The organism is Nostoc sp. GT001 (genome assembly GCF_030382115.1).
Lineage (GTDB): Bacteria > Cyanobacteriota > Cyanobacteriia > Cyanobacteriales > Nostocaceae > Nostoc.
Genome location: NZ_JAUDRJ010000001.1, coordinates 154,722 through 172,422, shown reverse-complemented (window position 1 = coordinate 172,422; position 17,701 = coordinate 154,722). Strand labels below are relative to the sequence as shown.

The window sequence follows — 17,701 nt, the reverse complement described above, 5'->3', positions numbered from 1 at the left end:
GGGATTAAATTAGCATATTGGTTGTTCGTTCCGTTGATGGTGGTATATCCTGATGCAACGGTAACAGTCTCTATCGATCAGAATTAGTTTGCCATTTGCATCCCGAATGGGGTTTCCCTGAGCATTTCTTTGTACGGGTAAGGTGGGATTGCCATTAATTGTAAATCCTTTCGCTGCGTAAATTAGGGCATCATCTGTGAGGTCTGTTGGGACACCATCAAAATCTCCGCCACCGTTGATGCTGATTGTACCATCTGTACGGATGGCGAAGGGGAGAGTGGAAGTCTGGCTGGTATTTTGTTGAGTTTGAACACTTAGAGGTGCAGAGGTAGAATTGGCGCTAATATTGGTCGTCGGGTTGCTGATGCCAAGTAGGGAAGCGTCAGATGTATTACCTGTGAGTGAATCTACACTTTGAGTTGTGCCAGATTTTTGATTGTTGTTGCTAGTTTTTAACAGTGGAGTCGTTTTGGCGACAACTGGTTGGGTAATCGATAGTCCGTTGTCAAAAATCCCATTTTCAGGGGTGTAGTTGGCAATTTGATTTGAATTTGATTGTTGATTATCGCTAATAGTTGCAGAGTTATTGGAATCAGAGGGTTTTCCTAATTCAAAATTGATGGGATCAAAACTACTAGAAGAAGATTTCAGTGCCTTTTGTAATTCGGTTAAACCAGAATTATCATCTAGGGATGCACTTAAAGATGCACTTTCTAATAGAGATGGTGGCATTAAACCACCGTTGTTCACACCATTTTCAGGACTACCCATGACCTAACTCCTCGCCAGTAGTAAATCGTTGATTGTTTTTAGTTTTTAGTTGTATTTAAAAAGGTTCAGCCAATTTTTGGGATTACGTCAAATAGTGCATTATCCACTAGTTGATGTAATCCCAATATTGGCGGCAATTACTCTGCCTATTATTAATATTTTTTGGAATATGTAGCAAAGATGAATCGTCCGAAATTAGTTTAGGTGTTCACCTTTGTTGTTACCGTAGGCTAGTCGTTCTTTTGATCGTCAGAACTAAGTAGAGGCTGTTCTGCTCTTGTTAGGATGTTGAACTATCCTCTACCTTTTGGACTAGGCTACTGCACTGGCATTCATTGAGAATACATCTGGAACTACAGTTGTGTGAGCCGCAACTTGAGTGATAAACTTGCTATTGATAATATCTTGGTAAGTTAATAAATCTCCTTGCCAATTATCAATAAGTTGGTGCAAATTTCTGAGGCGTTCTGGTACGGTTTCGGCAATTACTTGATAACTAAAACTGCCATTGAACAATACAATTGGAGTGCTAGTTTCGTCTGGATTCCGTAATGCTGCTTCACTGACAGTGAGATAGAATGGGCAGCGCTCTAAAGTATAAACTAAGTTTAGTGTCGCTCGTACAGGTGCAGTCCCAACTTCTTGCCAAGGACCAGGAGACAGTAGCATTTCAGCTAAATACTGACGGGCTGCATCTTGCTGTTGGTCAAAACTCATGTAGCTTCTGGGATTAAGACCTACAGCTTCGTACTCTACGTTAGGTAGTGCTTGGACATATTTTTTAGCAATGTCTGCAACTATGATTTCTGCTACTGCTTTACCTTCAATAGCTTCTATAAATATTACTCGCGTCGGTTCAGCTACTATAAGAACACCGTTAGTGAAGGCAACTTGAGATACGTTTTGGGTAGATATTGGTTGACGAGCCAATTCCCATTCTGTCGGAACTATACCACTATATTTGAGAAAATCTGGATTGAGAAGTGTGGGGTTATGATTTTTTGCAGCAATAATAATTCCGAACTCTTGGGTGATTAAGCTTTGACTCATGATGCTTTCCTAATAACTGTTACTTCAAAGATGAATGTTTTTGCGCCAATTGATTCTGACGTAGACTTGAAACCTTTTGGCGCATAATCCATTACTGGACACTGGATACGTTTTTTACGGATACTTGTAACTTTATACTCTCCTTATTCAGATTTACACCAGCGAAATTATGCTTAAACTTGCTTCGATACTTACTTAAGTACTAACAAAATTAAGTATATTTTTTTGATAAAGTAGCTGATATATCTAGGAAATTTAATTTTTCCCGGTTTTTCTAAGTATTTCTAAGTATATGTAACAGCTATCCTTTAGGAAAACATACGTATACTTATCATTGTCATAAATAGAACTTACAATACATGATGCGATAGGGAAATTATTACATAGGTTCCTCTACCCTAACTTTCTAGCACCCAATGGCTCACCTAAGAATTGGCAACCAGATAATTAGCCAAGCAGAAATTACGCATTTGCTGGCTGGTTTCCAAATGCTCCCACAATTGTGTCGTTTATTGATTATTGAAACAGCGATCGCTCCATTTGAACTCACTCCATCAGAAAAAGAGTGTGTTATTGAGCAATTCTACCAAAACAATCAACTGACAACACCAGAAGCTATAGCAAAAGCCTTAGAACATTACAGTATAAGCCTTGAGCAGCTAGAAGCTGTTGCTATGCGAGAACTGAAAATTGAGAAGTTAAAGCAAGCCACTTGGGGGACAAAGCTAGAATCTTATTTTTTGCAATGTAAGCCTCAGCTAGACAAAGTAATTTATTCCCTAATCCGCACATCTGATGCAGAGGTGGCCCAAGAACTCTATTTCCGCATCAAAGCCCAAGAACAGACATTTGCTGACTGTGCCTCGGTGTATTCACAAGGGCAAGAAGCTCAAACAGGGGGAATGTTAGGCCCTGTTCCCATGAGTCAACCGCATCCAGCGATCGCACAGAAACTGACCATTTCTCAACCAGGACAGTTATGGCCGCCGATGAAATTGGACGAGTGGTTTGTGATTGTGCGACTGGAAAAGCTAATTCCGGCTCAATTAGATGATGCAATGCGCTCTACACTTCTGAATCATTTATTTGAGACTTGGTTAGCCGAAGAAATCAGCAAAGCGCAATTGACCATACATGATGATGCACCTGCTCCAGTTTTAATAACAAGATGATAGAAAGCACTACCACGATTCAAGAATTTCTCGCCAGCATCTACCCATTTAATCAGCTTTCTATAACTAGTATTGAGCGGATTGCAGAAAAACTTGAGCCTTTGCGCTACCGCATGGGGCAAGCAATTTTGGTCAGAGAAACCCTCCCAGCTAGAGTAGTCATTCTTTACCAGGGGCAAGCCCGTTTATTGGGATATGCCCCTGGTGCTTCTGCCCCTGATACTCTGCAACTACTAAAACCAGGATCAATCATCGGTTGGACAAGCTTGCTGCGTGGTGTACCCTGTGAAACTGCGATCGCTTCAGTTGAAACTCTTTGCTTAACGCTAAAAGCCTCAGATTTTTTAAGTCTAATAGAACTCGAACCTGCTATAGCGAATGCTTTTTGCAACCATTGCAGTCTCATTGAAGTTTTTGATTTATTGGGTGCAGAATTAGAACGCCGGGGCAAGATTCCCGATAATCTTAAAGAACTTGCGATTGCGACTGTAAAACAAGCCACAATCCTGAACTTGCCCCCAGGCAAAACATCACTTCAGCAATTAGACCCTAACCTACTGTGGTTAGTTAGCAGTAAAGGGTCTAACTATGATGTGGGCGAAAGACTTTTGCCTGGCTCAGATCGAGCTAACATTACTGGAGAAGTTCGCTTAGTTGGTTTTACCGATCCGACACTGCCGATCGCTGAATCTGACGTTAACATCGCCTCATTGTCAGATACTGGAATTTGGGCAAACGCCCCATTCGCTCCAGAGCGTCCAGAAGAAACAGAAGAAGTAGAGCCAGGGCAAGGAATTAAATACCCGCACATATCGGGTCGTGGCCCTGTAGATGGAACTCTTGCTTGTTTCCAAATGCTAGCGCAACAGTTAAGAATGCCATTTCGCCGCGATGTCTTGCGCCGTGCCTTAGTCAGCAATTTTCAGCGCACAGGCAGCACTTCTATTCAATTATGTGGTGCTTTGGCAGAATTAATGGGGTTGACATCTCAACTGGTGAATGTTCCCGCCATCGCAATATCTAAACTACCCACACCAGTTTTGATTCCTTGGCAAGATAGCTATGTAATTCTTTACAAAGCTACTGAAAAAGAATTAGTCCTTGCCATCCCAGAACAAGGCATTGTCCGCAAGAAGCCAGCAGATTTTGCTGAGACTTGGGGGGAGGAAGGGCAAGTACTTCTGTTGCAACCCACCAAAGAAACTCCTCAAAAGCGATTTGGCTTAAGTTGGTTTCTGCCTGCCATTAAAAAACATCGTACTGTTTTAATCGAAGTATTTATTGCTTCACTATTCGTCCAATTATTGGGGCTAGCAAACCCTTTAATCACCCAAGTAATTATTGATAAAGTTATCATTCAAAACGGGATTAATACTCTCAACGTTCTTGGCTTTCTGCTCATAGCAATGGCTATAGTAGAAGGCATTATTACTTGGCTGCGTACCAACTTATTTGTCGATACCACCAATCGGATTGATTTAAGTTTGGGAAGCGAAGTAATCGATCACCTATTACGTTTACCACTGCGTTATTTTGAAAAGCGCCCTGTTGGGGAAATATCCAGCCGGATCAACGAATTAGAAAATATTCGCTCCTTCCTTACTGGTACTGCCCTAACTGTTGTTCTAGATGCTATTTTCTCTGTTATTTATATTGTAGTAATGATTTTTTACAGCTGGCTGCTAACTATAGTAGCACTGGCAACAGTACCGCTCTTTGCGCTGATTACTTTTATATTTGCTCCGATTATTCGCAGCCAAACTAGAACTAAAGCTGAACGCAATGCCGAAACTCAATCTTATTTAGTTGAGGTGGTATCTGGTATCCAAACTGTCAAGGCACAGAACATCGAACTCAATTCTCGCTGGCAATGGCAATCTCGTTATGGAAGATATATTAGTGCGAGTTTTGAGAATGTTCTGACAAGCAATACTGCTAGTTCCCTCTCTAACTTCCTGAATAAACTATCAAGCTTACTTTTATTATGGGTAGGTGCATATTTAGTCTTGCAGCAAAAACTAACTTTGGGACAGTTAATTGCTTTTCGTATTATCGCAGGTTATGTCACAAGTCCTCTACTACGACTAATTCAACTGTGGCAGAACTTTCAAGAAACTGCTTTATCGCTAGAACGCTTGGCTGATATTCTTGATACTCCCCAAGAAACAGAAATTGCTGGGCGTAATAACATCCCGATGCCAGCTATTGTTGGTGCTGTTCAATATGAAAGTGTTACTTTCAGCTTTGTTAAAAGCCCTAACCCCCAACTTAACAACGTTCATCTTGATATTGAAGCTGGTATGTTTGTTGGAGTTGTAGGACAAAGTGGTGCTGGGAAAAGTACATTAACCAAACTCTTACCTCGACTTTATGAATTAGACTCTGGTCGCATCAAAATTGATGGCTATGACATTAATAAGGTAGAACTCTACTCCCTGCGTCAACAAATTGGCATGGTGTTACAAGACACTCTGTTATTTGATACCACGGTACAAGGAAATATTGCTCTAACAATGCCTGATGCCACACCAGAAGAGATTGTGGAGGCTGCTAGAATTGCTTGCGCCCATGATTTTATTATGAATCTGCCCAATGGTTATGAAACTCGTGTTGGAGAGAGGGGTTCAGCTTTATCTGGTGGACAAAGACAAAGAATTGCGATCGCTCGGACTGTACTACAAAACCCACCACTGTTAATTCTGGATGAAGCTACCAGCGCACTTGACTATGCTACAGAGCGTCAGGTGTGCTTGAATCTAGCCCAAGTATTTAAGGGGAGGACAGTATTTTTTATTACCCACAGGCTAGGAACAATTCAAAATGCCGATGTAATTTTGATGATGAGCCAAGGACGAATTGCAGAACAGGGGACTCATGCAGAACTTATGGATTTAGTGGGACTTTATTACTGCCTGTACCAACAACAGGAGGCTCAAGTTTAAACGGATTAGGAAAAGAATATACTTTGCTAATTAAGAATAGCTAAAACTTATCTGTTCACTAACTACTATCTATAAAAAGCTAATCGCTAACAGTTAAATAATTATGAGTACTAATAATGGTAATGGGAATGGTAAATATTCAAATAATGGCAATGGTAGTTCCCCAAAGGCAGCAATAACTTCTGTTCAAAAATTGGAACAGTTATCAATAGATACATCTGATATTCAGCCAAAACCAGCTAATACTGCTCCCCGTTATATCCCAAAATTTGAGCAACCTGTAATTCTTCGACAATCTCGTAAATGGTCACGCGCTATCCTTTGGGGTTTGATAACTGTTACTACTGGTACAATTATCTGGGCAAACTTCGCCAAAATTGAAGAAGCAGTTTCCGCTAGTGGTAAGTTAGAGCCTACAGGCACAGTTAAAGAAATACAAGCTCCTGTTGGTGGCGTAGTTAAAAAAATCTATGTTGAAGATGGACAGCAGGTTAAACTTGGCGAACATCTTATCGGGCTTGACCCCACTACTGCTAATGCTCAACTCGACTCTTTGAAGAAAATTCGTCTATCTTTACTCAGAGAAAATCAATTTTATCAGTCTCAAATGAGAGGTGGATCTACAATAATTTCCACCGATTTTCAAGCCACAAATGAAATGCTTGACCTTACCAAAAGTCGGGTTGCTCTAGTTGCAGAGAATCGTTTATATCGTGCCCAACTAGATGGTACAGGTTCTAGTAGTGGACTTTCCATCGAACAAAAAGAACGATTTTTCTCTACTTCTGAAGAATTGAATGCGCGGTTCACTGCTGCAAAACTGGAAGTTGACCAATTAAGTCGTCAACTTAACCAAAGCCAAATTAAATTGGTTAGCACAAAAGATACTCTTAAAATGAATCAGGGGATTCTTGACAATATTACTCCCTTAATGAATGATGGGGCGATTTCTAAAATCCAATACTTCAAGCAACAAGAAGAAGTTAGAAACGCTCAATCAGAAATTGACCAGCTTACCCAAGAAGGATTTCGTTTACAATCTGCTATTAACCAAGCACAAGCTAAGTTGCAATCAACTGTAGCTATTTCTCGCAAAGATTGGCTCACCCAAATTGCAGATAATAACAAAAAAATTTCCGAGATTGATTCTCAGCTTACTAAAGCCATTGTCGAAAATAATAAGAAAATTGCCGAAAATGATTCTCAGTTGAGCCAAACTCAAATGAATCTTCAATATCAGTCGATTAATTCCCCTGTTTCAGGTACAGTTTTTGAACTTAAGGCACATACACCAGGATTTGTAGTCACATCCAGCGAACCAATTCTCAAAATTGTTCCTGATGATGCTCTGATTGCTAAAGTTTACATCACCAACAAAGATATTGGTTTTGTTAAAGAGGGGATGACAGTAGATGTCAGAATTGATTCATTTCCTTTTAGTGAGTTTGGCGATGTCAAAGGTAAGCTAGTATGGATTGGCTCTGATGCCTTGCCACCAGATCAGATTTATCCTTTCTATCGTTTTCCTGCTAAGGTGCGCCTGGAGCAACAATCAATTTCGATTAATGGGCGTAAAGTACTTCTGCAATCTGGGATGTCAGTCAGTGGTAATATTAAACTGCGAGAACGGACGGTGATGAGTATCTTTACAGATATGTTTAGCTCTAGTGTTGAAAGTCTCAAGTTTGTTCGTTAAGCCAGTAAATGTGCTTTGAATCATAATTTCTCATGAAATTGGCAATTCTTCCTTCTGTTGCTGATAATAGTTTTAGTTAAAACCTTAAGAAGCTTCTTACTTCCCGCTCTATCGGAGTGATGAGATGAATTGCGGGTGAAAAACTACGACAGTCCTTTAACCGATTTTTCCTACAAGGTAAAGAGGGAGAAGGACATGGAGGAAATGAACAATTCTGTGTTACACTCCTTTATAGCAAACGTTGTTTACTCTAATATGTTAAGAGTTGTCAAAGTTAGGCTATATCCAGATGTTCAACAGCAGCAGTCACTAGCACAAGCTTTTGGCAGTTGCCGTTGGTTATGGAATTATTGCTTGAATTTGATGAACCAAACATATAAAGAGACTGGCAAGGGATTGTCTGGATACGAGGTTAAAAAGATAATTCCACAGTTAAAAAAAGAGCATGAATGGCTATCACTAACCTACTCACAATGTTTGCAGCAAGTTTGTCTGAACCTTGGAGTTAGTTTTAATAATTTCTTTGAGAAAAGAGCTAACTATCCTAGATTTAAATCAAAACATGCTTTGCAGTCTATTCAGTATCCTCAAAACGTCAAACTTGCTGATAGCTACTTAACACTTCCAAAAATAGGAGATGTTTCAGCAATTATTCATAGACCAATTGAGGGTAAAGTCAAGACTGTGACTGTATCCAAAAACTGTTCTAATCAATACTTCGCAGCTATTCTTTTTGATGATGGTAAAGATAAGCCGGAACAAAAAGTAGAAGGTAAGGTAATAGGTATTGATTTGGGGCTGACTCACTTCGCTGTTACTAGCGATGGGTTTAAGTTTGATAATCCTAGAGTACTCAATAAACATGAGAATAATTTAAAACTCAAACAACAGCAGTTATCAAGAAAACAAAAAAATTCTAATAGCAGAACTAAAGCAAGAATTAAAGTTGCTAGGATTCATAGAAAAATTACTAACTGCCGTGAGGATTTTCTACACAAGCTGTCTCGTAGGATAGTTAATGAAAACCAAGTTATTATTGTAGAAAACCTTAATGTAAAAGGCATGATGCAAAATAGAAAACTTTCCAAAGCTATCCATGAAGTTGGATGGGGAATGTTTTGCACAATGCTGAAATACAAAGCAGCAATGGAAGGGAAAATTTATTTAGAGGTTGATAGATTTTTCCCCAGTTCAAAAACCTGTCATGTGTGTCTTAATCAAGTTGGCAGTTTACCACTAGACATAAGAAATTGGACTTGTGAAAAGTGCCATACAAAACACGACAGGGATGTGAACGCAAGTATTAACCTTCGAGATGAAGGACTACGGATTTTGACCTCTGGAACGGGGGATAAAGCCTGTTGTCCAGATGTCAGTCGTAGTAAGGGAGGACGCAAGAAATCCACTACTGCGCTTTCTGTTGGACAGGAAGCCTACGGTGTACGCGAAGCGTCACTGTAGGTAGTTCACAGCTAATTATCTAAGAGGTTGATTGTGCTCTTTGCTCAAACCAGTCCCCCAAATGTAATAACAACTCGCCTGACGTTAGACGAGTATCGGGCTATGGAAGAAACAAACCCAGAACGCCATGAATACCGCAACGGAGAGATTATTACTATGTCGGGAGGTTCGGAATCTCACAGTGCCATCGCCAGTAACTTCTTAATTTACTTAGGGTTTTTATTGAGAGACACGGATTTTCGTTTGTATAACAGCGACTTGCGAGTTTGGATTCCTGAATATCAATGCGGTACTTATACCGATTTGATGGTTGTGAATGGCGAACCAGAGTTCAATGGCAATCGTAATGATGAAATTCTGAATCCAATGCTTATTGTCGAAGTTTTATCACCCTCGACTGAAGCTTATGATCGAGGGGATAAGTTCAGAAAATATCGCTCGATTGCCAGCTTTTGTGAATATCTGCTTGTGAGCCAAACTGAACCCTACATTGAACAGTATCACAACTTGGATCGGGACAGTAACGATCGCTGGCTATGGCAAGTTCACTCTCACCTTGAGCGCACGATTATGCTGCACAGTTTAAACGTAGAAATTCCCCTGACTGAAATCTATCGTCGCATTAATTTTTAAGGCTGCTTAACTCTCTTAGAACTGATTGATTAGTGGGACTCGTTACCAAAAGAAGCACTCCCAAGGAAGCTAGAAAAAGCAACTAACATCCAACCGAAACAAATATGTTTTTGAGTTTGCCAATCGTATCTCTCTTCTATTATCGGGATTGTGTTAGCTTCAACAATTTCTAATCCCCAGTAGCCTAACGCACTGATGCCAAACAACATAGCGCTGACAATCCCCAAAGGTGTTGGGACAATTTTCAGATATTCATTAAGAGCAGATATGTAGGTATCACCAAAATTCTGGAGAGCAACAGCCGGACGGATAATATTCAACAATTGAATAGCTCGTCTAATGTCTGCAACACTGCGGCTAGCATCAATCTCTGGCTGACTTTCACGGTAGCCCTTGCCTTTTTTTTCTGCTACCAGATTATGAAATTTAGCAATGGCTCTCTGATGATTGCCTAATGTGTGGACTTTAGTCTGCGCTTGATAGCCGACTCTGCCCCACTGCACTGTTAAATTACCATCTTCGACAATGGCCGACCAGAATTTATTGCTGTTCTGGATAGTATCAACAAAGACTAAATAGATTTCCATGTTTTTAAATCCAATTAACTCGCAAGCTTTTGGGCATTGCCCCATCTAATTTGATGTTGTAGAGCTTCAAGTAAGGTTTCAGCCTCCAGAGTTGTTAGCCCATTCAGAACAGAGCAGACATCATACAAATCTTGGGGAATAGAATCAGGAATTACTAGCTCACACAAAGCGTCTTCAAGGGCTGTAGAAACTGGATATTCAGTTGGGGTGTACTCTTGCTGCATAACAATGTATGTAGACAGAGTTACTCGTAATAACAGTTTTGTTTCTCTGTTCAATTTCTCTAAGTGTGCGCCATAGTTATCAACTAACTGGTTGATTAAGTCTGTTTGTCCGTAATAAGTAACTAAGTCTGTTGCCATTTTCTTTGGTCTATCTAATTATTAAGAAGCTGGTGTTGATTTCTAAAAAAAAGTGTGATTGCCCCCATAAAATTAGGGAGCAACCGCAATTAATATCAGTTCATGTTTCTGTATTTGGCAGTTCTAAGAGACTGAGTTTTCGCCGCAACCACAGGACTACTAGCCCGTCGTGCGGTAGATGCCCACGCTTGCATTCGCTCGACTGCCGCAGCGTCCTGAATCGCAAGCGGGGTAATGGTTTGACGGCAGATTTCCAGATCAGCAAGCGTTACCTGCTGTGGTCGTCCTTCGTCAAATGCCAACAGTGCGGCTTCAGATGCGAGAGTTTCCAATTCAGCGCCGGAGAATTTTGCGGTCGAGGCTGCGATCGCTTCGAGGTACTCCGATTCCAGGTGAATGCCAAAGCGTTGTAGATGAATCCCTAGAATCTGGACTCGCTCAGGCTCCGTAGGAAGATCAACAAAGAAATTTTCATCGAAGCGGCCTTTCCGTTTTAGTTCACTTGGTAATGCAGATGGGTCATTGCAAGTTGCCACGACAAACACACCACACTGAGATTCGGACATGAATGTAAGGATATTGCCCAGAATCCTCTGTGAGACTCCACTCGTGTCACCAGTTCCCGAAAGTGCTTTCTCGATTTCGTCCACCCACAATATGCACGGGGCGATCGCTTCAGCTGTTTTCAAAGCCCGTCTAACATTTCCCTCAGACTCACCGACCAGACTGCCCAAGAGGGACGCAATGTCTAGTTGGAGTAGTGGTAAATTGAGAATGTTAGCAATATTCTTGGCTAATAAAGTTTTCCCTGTACCGGGTGGGCCAGCCAGCAACACACCTTTTGGTTGAGGTAGGTGTAGCTCACGCGCCTCTTGTGTGAATAGCCGCCGCCGCCGATTGAGCCACTCACGCAACAAATCCAATCCTCCAAAAGAGATGCTAGCAGGCTTGCCCAATTCAATACCCATTTGAGACAACAGCCGAGTTTTATACTCAACAGCTTTGGGGATGAAATCAGCACCAACGACAACACCATCATTAGTTAAGTTTTCTTTGACAGTTAACCGCAGGAAGTCGCTAATCTCCTCCAGTGTTAATCCCAGAGCAGCACGAGAAAGAGATTCAATTTCACTTTTATTAAGGGAAATAGTGAAAGTCAATTCCTGTTCAATAGCTGACTGTTGTAGGTCATGCAAATAAGAATTGATATGAAGTAGTATTTGCTCAACTCCCGGTAGAGGAATTTCACAATAAGGAATCAATCTGACTAGTGATTCGTGTAATTGTATATTCTGACCCAACAAGACAATGCGTTTATCTGTAGGTTTGAGACGATGGTAGAGATTTTTTACCTTGCTAACAACCTCCCAAGATAACGAAGGCGAATTTTTACCAATAAACGAGTGAATGTCACCTAAGATAAAGACTCCATCACTACTAAAGTTAGCAATGTAGTCAAATACAAATAGTAGTGGATCAGCCTGTGGAGGTCTTTTGTACTCTGCAACTGGCTTAAACACCAATCCCCCATCTGCTGCGATTAAACATTGTTCTAAGGTTGATACCCCCAGATTCCAGAAGAACACTGGACTTGATAGCTTGCTAGATGCCTCTGTAGTCAACCACTGAATAATTGTCGCTTCATCAGGAGACAGCACATCAACCGCAGCAATGGGAATCTGTGAATCGAGCGTGGAGAGAAGATTTGAGAGTTTCATGTCAATTATTCAAATATTTCACTTATGAAATGGCGAAGCCTTTATGATCAGCAGTTACCAGCCGAGTCAAGACTGGTAACTGATGACTGATTACTGACGCAAACGTGTTTGATTACTATTCGTAGTATGAAGTTGTTGGGTTTGAGCTTCATCTTTAAACGTGCGATCGCCCACAACTCCAAGTGCTTCTTCAAATGGTTGCGTAGCTGATAAACAACTCAAGCCCTCGAACCCCTCAGCCTCCACACGAACTTCACCTGTAGCATTGTCGAAATGAATCAGTATTGAACGTTCCATATTTATCTCCGTGCAAATTGTTTAACTTCCTGATGTCCGGCAAAAGTCAGCCGTAGAGTTTGCACAGTGCCGTTGGTTTCTTCGGCAATCGCACATTCCCCAAATTTTTCTTGTAACTCGGCGGCTTTAGCGCGAACCATCCGTTGTCCATAAGCCAGCATTAGTTTATTACTGAAAAAGTCTTGTCCCAACTTCGGAACTGTCTCGTAGCTGTCGTGTATCACATCGTACACACCACTTGACTGATTCCATTTGAACCCGATGTCTGCACGGGCTTTTATGGTACGACCAGATACGATAATTTCAGCGCTTTGTCCTTGAGAGCTACCGTAGTACCCTTTTAGTGATTGTGCTGTTTCATGAACTTGCGGATTCAGTTTCAAATCTTGTAAGGCTTGTACCAGACATTCGCGGTTGGTGAGCTTGGTTTTAACAGTTGAGAAGTGTGACATGAGAATTTTATCCCTATAGTAGAAGTGCGGTATTCTTTTTGAGGTGTATACTGCATTTTTCGTTAAGGTACTTAGTTTTGGGCGAATGCACCCGCCCAAGACTGTTTTTTACCTGAACCTAAATGCGGCAACTGTAGCCTTCGATAAGCCCACGTCCTCAGTCGCAAGTGATTGTAGATTGCGTTGTTCATCTAACAACTTGGCGCGGATAGAATCTATTTTTTGCTGTAATTGACTGCGTGTATCAGAACCAAGATTCTTAGACTCAATCGCTGGATCGTTAACGATAGAATCTAAGTGCGCCATCATCGCCTCCAAACTGCTGCCAGCCTCCGGGTCAGCATTCGCTAGCAAAACCTGAACCTTCATCAGATGGCGTTGCATCTTCTTTTTAAACTGGATTGGCTTGCGTCCTGGCTCCCAGTCGCTCAATTCTTCAAGCAACTGTGCGGCAAGTTGTTCACCGCCAGCGATCGCAGATTCCCGTAGCCTTTGCTCCAGATTTTGGTCATACTGTTGAATGAACTTGGTAATCTGGTCTAGACACTCGGCTTGTTGCTGGTTCAGTTGTTCGGACAGTGCTGGAATAATTACCGGACGACCAATGACAACCTGCAAATAGTCTTCAAGATCGGTCAGAATCGGAAATGCTCTTAACAAGTTTGCTTTGACTGACTCTTGCTTATCCTGTGCTAATTCCCAAGTGTTAAGTGAGAGGAACTGATCAATCCGTTCCTGATAATCAAGAAGTCCCGCCTCGTAATCAGCTTTTAATTGATTACGCAATCCAGGAGCGATATTATCCCTAATATTAATTAACTGGTTCCAAACGAGTGGAGCTAAATCAATCGGACAAATCCAATCACCAGTATCAGCAGACATCCACTCTTGAACCGAAGCAATTTCTTGCCTCAATTGAGCAGCAGCTTCATCCAACTTTTTGAATACCTTAATACCTCGCAGACCGACTTCGGAATTTGTGACTTTAACGAGGTCTGATTCAATTTCAGACACTTCAGCTTTTAGCACGTCTGCCCATTTAGGAGCAGCAGACTTTGTACTTTTCTTCAGTTGAATACGAAAGCGGATGCGAGTTTTATTTAATTGCGAGAAATTGTGGCGCTCGACTACTGCATCAGTTAGGAAATTTGTAGCAATAGGGTTGTCGATTGCTTGTACCATGATTATTCACCTCAATCAATATTTTTCACTTTCGANNNAGCGAAGCTTTCTTTGTGACTATTNTGAATGTCTGTAGTAGCTCTATAGATTACTTTTTTAGAGCTTTTTTGTAGCCGAATATGCCTTTTAATGACTGGTGGTTTATGTATTGACATAACTCAAAATAGTTGAAGTTGCTGTGAATTATCCTGTACCACAGGCTTTTGATAAACCATGCCTTCGACCTCATAACAGCGAGTCATGAGTTTGTTTCGGTTTAGCCGAAAGCTGGCTTTTTTCCTTTGATTTGGCAGAGGTAGAAATAGATACTGTGGATGTTGGATAGTACCTTCATCACCCAAGTATCGTGAAAGCGTACCGTCGATTTGGTAAACTTTCGATGAACTTAACAGTGTCGCGTCATACACTTTAATCAAATTTGCTTCCATCTGATTAGTATTGAAGTAGAGTGTGTGATAATCTTTTGTGGAATCGATTTTTCTCTACAGTCAGACTGATTGAATCTGACTGTAGAGTTTTTCACGCAGAATTCGTTGCCTCTGCGTTAATTATTGATTGAGGGTAGAAAATGTTACAGATACAAATGCTCAAAGATTTGATTGAGTTTTTCCTTCTCTTCATCAGGCAAAGCCTTAAAATCAAACTCGTCTGATTCCCAAACTTCATCAAGACTTGTTGACTCATCGATAATGTTTGCAATCAAACAAGATTCATCGCCGTAGTTCCAAGCATTTGCTAGAAGCCACGGCAGAACTCCCTCAGATTGCAATAGTTTCTCAATGTCGAATGAGTCAGAAAACTGCTGTAAGTTTTCGATAGTGGGGTGAACGATTGTAATAGTCATGGGGTATTTTAAATGATTGAAATACGTACAGCCCAATCAAAAGATGGGGAAAGTGGAAAGGGATTCATGAATTAAATTATCCTTAGAAAAGCAAGGTTTTTACCTTTTCCCCTGTCCCTTCTTTATTAGCTGTAGAAAAGACTTGAGAACTGATCAAATATGCTTCCCTACTTGAAGGTAAATAGGGAAGCATAAAGATGAACGCAATTGCTGTAATCACCTCAACAAGTATTTGGCTATTAAGAAGGCACATCCTCCCAGTAACCAACTTCATTGTCATAATTTGCTTGCATAGACTGCAATTTGTTGACGAAGTTAGCAAATTCTTCGTTAGTTAGTGACTGTCTTCCTTTTTTACCATAGTTCTCTATGAGAAACTGTTTGCCCTTTTCCTCACCCCAACCTAAAGCTTCAATCAATCGTTGTGACTCCATCATCAATTGATTGCGATCAATTGCATGAGACGTATGCTTTGGTAAGTTATTGTTAGGCAATCCTTTTTTCCACCAATCGCTGATGGAATTATGCACAAGGGCAATTTCTTGAGCTATTGGTTTCTTGCCAATACAATAACTTTCCCAGTTGAGCGCAGTTGGCTTTTCGTATCCGCTACATACACAGGCATTGGAAGTTTGCCCCCCTTTCTCACGTTTCTCTGTTTTTAATGTGGGACAAAATACCCACATCGAATGCCAAAGTAAATTCTTCGGTTGGTGATGTTTGCCTTGAAAACTTGCATAAGCTTGTTCGCAAGTTTCACGGAATGCCATTAGTTGTTGATCAAACGACACTTGAAACACTCCCCAAGCAGTTATTTGTACTGGTGCGATATGAAGAGGTTGATTTTGGGCATCGACGAAAATCACCATATACCGCCTACCGAATTTGTAGGCGTTCTTGTCCAAACCATCACTGCTACGCCAAACTCCAATCACCTTTCTATCGTTTCCGTATAGCAGAGGCGATCGCCCAATCACAAGTATTCGTGGTTGTCTATAGAGAGCGCCAGGAATGCCTATTTTTTCGTCGTTTTCGTCCAACTTGTTAGTAAGAACTTTATACTCTTTCCCACCAACTAGTTCTTTATTTTCGTACCATCCTGCTAATTGTTGATTTTCGTAAGCAATCCAAATGCCTGCGGGTGAAGGAATACTTTTGGCTGCTGGGGTCTTTTCGTAGGACTTGTGTTCAGCAGAATCAAAGTCAAAAGCTGTCATAGTAGCTGCTTGCCTTTCTTTAATGTTAGTTTTCGCAAAAAATAAACGAAGCTCTAATTCTGAGTGNGCACTGATTTTAAAACAGTGGTGGAAGAAAATTCTCTTCCACCATTTCACTTACGCCGCGACCAACTCCTGACGAACTTGCGGCAGTTCAATCGGAGCAGTTGCCCTGGATAGAACCTCTACAGCCTCTTTCACACTCCAATACTTCATGCCATTGCCACAGCGCCAGTAGTAAGTCTTGGGGTCGTTTTCCCAGACTTCATTGGGGTTTCGGACTTTGAAGAGTATGCCCAAGAATTCACCATCTAGATATACGTTGTGAGCCGTCTGAAGGTCAGTGCGTCCTACATAGGTCAGTCGATAGCCGTCTACTGGTTCGCACAAGTCTTCTGCACGAGTCCCGCGATACGAGCAGTTACCGCACCCATGACCTTCGCAGTCTGGACAGATGGCAGCAAGCATATTCCACTTCGGCAGGGTAAAATCCCATTCAGATGGTGGGGTTAATATTCGAGCTTTGTGAGAGATATAACAACCAGCGTGACCGATTACTTTATCAGGATAGTATTGGACGCTCAACGATAACCAATCACAATCACCCAATAAGCCAATTTTCTCAGTAGCTTGTTTTAATTCCTTATCTTGCTCGTGATTGCACTCTACTGGAGCAGAAAGACTCGCTTTAACGTCTGCAACAGCGCGTTTGAAAGATTGTTTGTGGTATCGAGCATAGCCGTGGGTCATTTTCACCCAGACGATATCATCACTGTTGATCCAGATAGTCACTACATCTTCGGGCTTGCACTCTTTTGAGTAGTCCGACTGATTGACGATGGTTGCAATGATTTGGCGATCGCGTGTGGTCAACGGATCTTTTGTTGGCGCAGGGGCTGAAAGTTGTGTAATCATTAGCAAATACCTCTTAAATGGGTAAAAGGGCGATCGCTGCGTCTGCAAAACTCGCGATCGCCCTATTTTTATTGGTAAGTTTGTTGTGCTTTCAGCACAACACTCTCAATCTAGATTTGGCGAAGCCTTATAAAAGTGTTCAAGAATAAAGCGTATTAACTGATGTCAAAACACCAGACAGCACTAAGCTGTAGAGAAGATATTGGGATGTTACCGTGTCCTCTGTACAGCCATGTTGTATTTTTTAAAAAGGCGATTGCCTACTACTGAGTACGCAATCGCCTTAATTCTGGAAAGATTGAAGTTTTTACAACCAGTTTTTAGACTTGGTTGNGTCATCGGAATCATCTCCGGTGGCTTGGCCATTACAAGTTTAAGGCTTCCGGCTGCTAGTCCCGGTGG

General features: G+C 41.3%; 17 protein-coding genes. 5 read left to right on the top strand and 12 right to left on the bottom strand.

The annotated features are described in order from the left end of the window. Positions 1–9: 9 nt before the first annotated feature. Together QUD05_RS00880 and QUD05_RS00875 are read right to left on the bottom strand one after the other, a co-directional pair. Complete coding sequence (locus tag QUD05_RS00880; RefSeq protein WP_289794545.1) at positions 10–771, bottom strand: hypothetical protein; 762 nt, start codon at positions 769–771, stop codon at positions 10–12. A gap of 312 nt (positions 772–1,083) precedes the next feature. Continuing rightward, positions 1,084–1,821, bottom strand: a complete 738-nt coding sequence (locus QUD05_RS00875; RefSeq protein WP_289794544.1) for a hypothetical protein — start codon at positions 1,819–1,821, stop codon at positions 1,084–1,086. Positions 1,822–2,237: 416 nt separating this feature from the next. Here QUD05_RS00875 and QUD05_RS00870 point away from each other — a divergent pair, with 416 nt between their 5' ends. The 5 genes from QUD05_RS00870 to QUD05_RS00850 all read left to right on the top strand — a co-directional run bounded on the left by QUD05_RS00870 (position 2,238) and on the right by QUD05_RS00850 (position 9,725). Continuing rightward, the gene (locus QUD05_RS00870; protein ID WP_289794543.1) at positions 2,238–2,993 is read left to right on the top strand and encodes a peptidylprolyl isomerase; all 756 of its coding nucleotides are present in this window, start codon (positions 2,238–2,240) and stop codon (positions 2,991–2,993) included. Continuing rightward, positions 2,990–5,935, top strand: coding sequence for a peptidase domain-containing ABC transporter (locus QUD05_RS00865; protein ID WP_289794542.1), 2,946 nt, complete (start codon positions 2,990–2,992; stop codon positions 5,933–5,935). The genes QUD05_RS00870 and QUD05_RS00865 overlap by 4 nt, the downstream gene beginning before the upstream one ends. 103 nt (positions 5,936–6,038) lie before the next feature. Further along, on the top strand, positions 6,039–7,631 hold the full coding sequence (locus tag QUD05_RS00860) for a beta-barrel domain-containing protein (RefSeq protein WP_289794541.1): 1,593 nt from the start codon (positions 6,039–6,041) through the stop codon (positions 7,629–7,631). Positions 7,632–7,886: 255 nt separating this feature from the next. Then, the gene (locus QUD05_RS00855) at positions 7,887–9,092 is read left to right on the top strand and encodes an RNA-guided endonuclease InsQ/TnpB family protein (RefSeq protein WP_289794556.1); all 1,206 of its coding nucleotides are present in this window, start codon (positions 7,887–7,889) and stop codon (positions 9,090–9,092) included. 33 nt (positions 9,093–9,125) lie between these two features. Next, positions 9,126–9,725: a Uma2 family endonuclease gene (locus tag QUD05_RS00850; protein ID WP_289794540.1), complete on the top strand. Its 600-nt coding sequence runs from the start codon at positions 9,126–9,128 to the stop codon at positions 9,723–9,725. Positions 9,726–9,754: 29 nt separating this feature from the next. Here the strand turns inward: QUD05_RS00850 and QUD05_RS00845 are convergent, their stop codons facing one another. The 10 genes from QUD05_RS00845 to QUD05_RS00800 all read right to left on the bottom strand — a co-directional run bounded on the left by QUD05_RS00845 (position 9,755) and on the right by QUD05_RS00800 (position 17,299). Continuing rightward, the gene (locus tag QUD05_RS00845; protein WP_289794539.1) at positions 9,755–10,312 is read right to left on the bottom strand and encodes a WGR domain-containing protein; all 558 of its coding nucleotides are present in this window, start codon (positions 10,310–10,312) and stop codon (positions 9,755–9,757) included. A 14-nt stretch (positions 10,313–10,326) separates the two neighbouring features. Continuing rightward, positions 10,327–10,674 carry a hypothetical protein gene (locus QUD05_RS00840; RefSeq protein WP_289794538.1) on the bottom strand — a complete coding sequence of 116 codons (348 nt, stop codon included), beginning with the start codon at positions 10,672–10,674 and terminating at the stop codon, positions 10,327–10,329. Positions 10,675–10,769: 95 nt separating this feature from the next. Next, on the bottom strand, positions 10,770–12,392 hold the full coding sequence (locus QUD05_RS00835; protein WP_289794537.1) for an AAA family ATPase: 1,623 nt from the start codon (positions 12,390–12,392) through the stop codon (positions 10,770–10,772). Positions 12,393–12,482: 90 nt separating this feature from the next. Then, complete coding sequence (locus tag QUD05_RS00830; protein ID WP_289794536.1) at positions 12,483–12,689, bottom strand: DUF2997 domain-containing protein; 207 nt, start codon at positions 12,687–12,689, stop codon at positions 12,483–12,485. Between the two features lie 2 nt (positions 12,690–12,691). Further along, positions 12,692–13,141 (bottom strand): DUF1257 domain-containing protein, encoded by a 450-nt coding sequence (locus tag QUD05_RS00825; protein ID WP_289794535.1) that lies wholly within the window; start codon positions 13,139–13,141, stop codon positions 12,692–12,694. Between the two features lie 108 nt (positions 13,142–13,249). Then, positions 13,250–14,323, bottom strand: a complete 1,074-nt coding sequence (locus QUD05_RS00820) for a hypothetical protein (RefSeq protein ID WP_289794534.1) — start codon at positions 14,321–14,323, stop codon at positions 13,250–13,252. 158 nt (positions 14,324–14,481) lie between these two features. Continuing rightward, on the bottom strand, positions 14,482–14,751 hold the full coding sequence (locus QUD05_RS00815) for a hypothetical protein (RefSeq protein ID WP_289794533.1): 270 nt from the start codon (positions 14,749–14,751) through the stop codon (positions 14,482–14,484). Between the two features lie 143 nt (positions 14,752–14,894). Then, positions 14,895–15,167 carry a hypothetical protein gene (locus QUD05_RS00810; RefSeq protein WP_289794532.1) on the bottom strand — a complete coding sequence of 91 codons (273 nt, stop codon included), beginning with the start codon at positions 15,165–15,167 and terminating at the stop codon, positions 14,895–14,897. Positions 15,168–15,406: 239 nt separating this feature from the next. Then, entirely contained in the window at positions 15,407–16,384 is a 978-nt protein-coding gene (locus QUD05_RS00805) for a DUF5895 domain-containing protein (protein WP_289794531.1), read from the bottom strand. A 117-nt stretch (positions 16,385–16,501) separates the two neighbouring features. After that, entirely contained in the window at positions 16,502–17,299 is a 798-nt protein-coding gene (locus QUD05_RS00800) for a hypothetical protein (RefSeq protein WP_289794530.1), read from the bottom strand. Positions 17,300–17,701 lie beyond the last annotated feature (402 nt).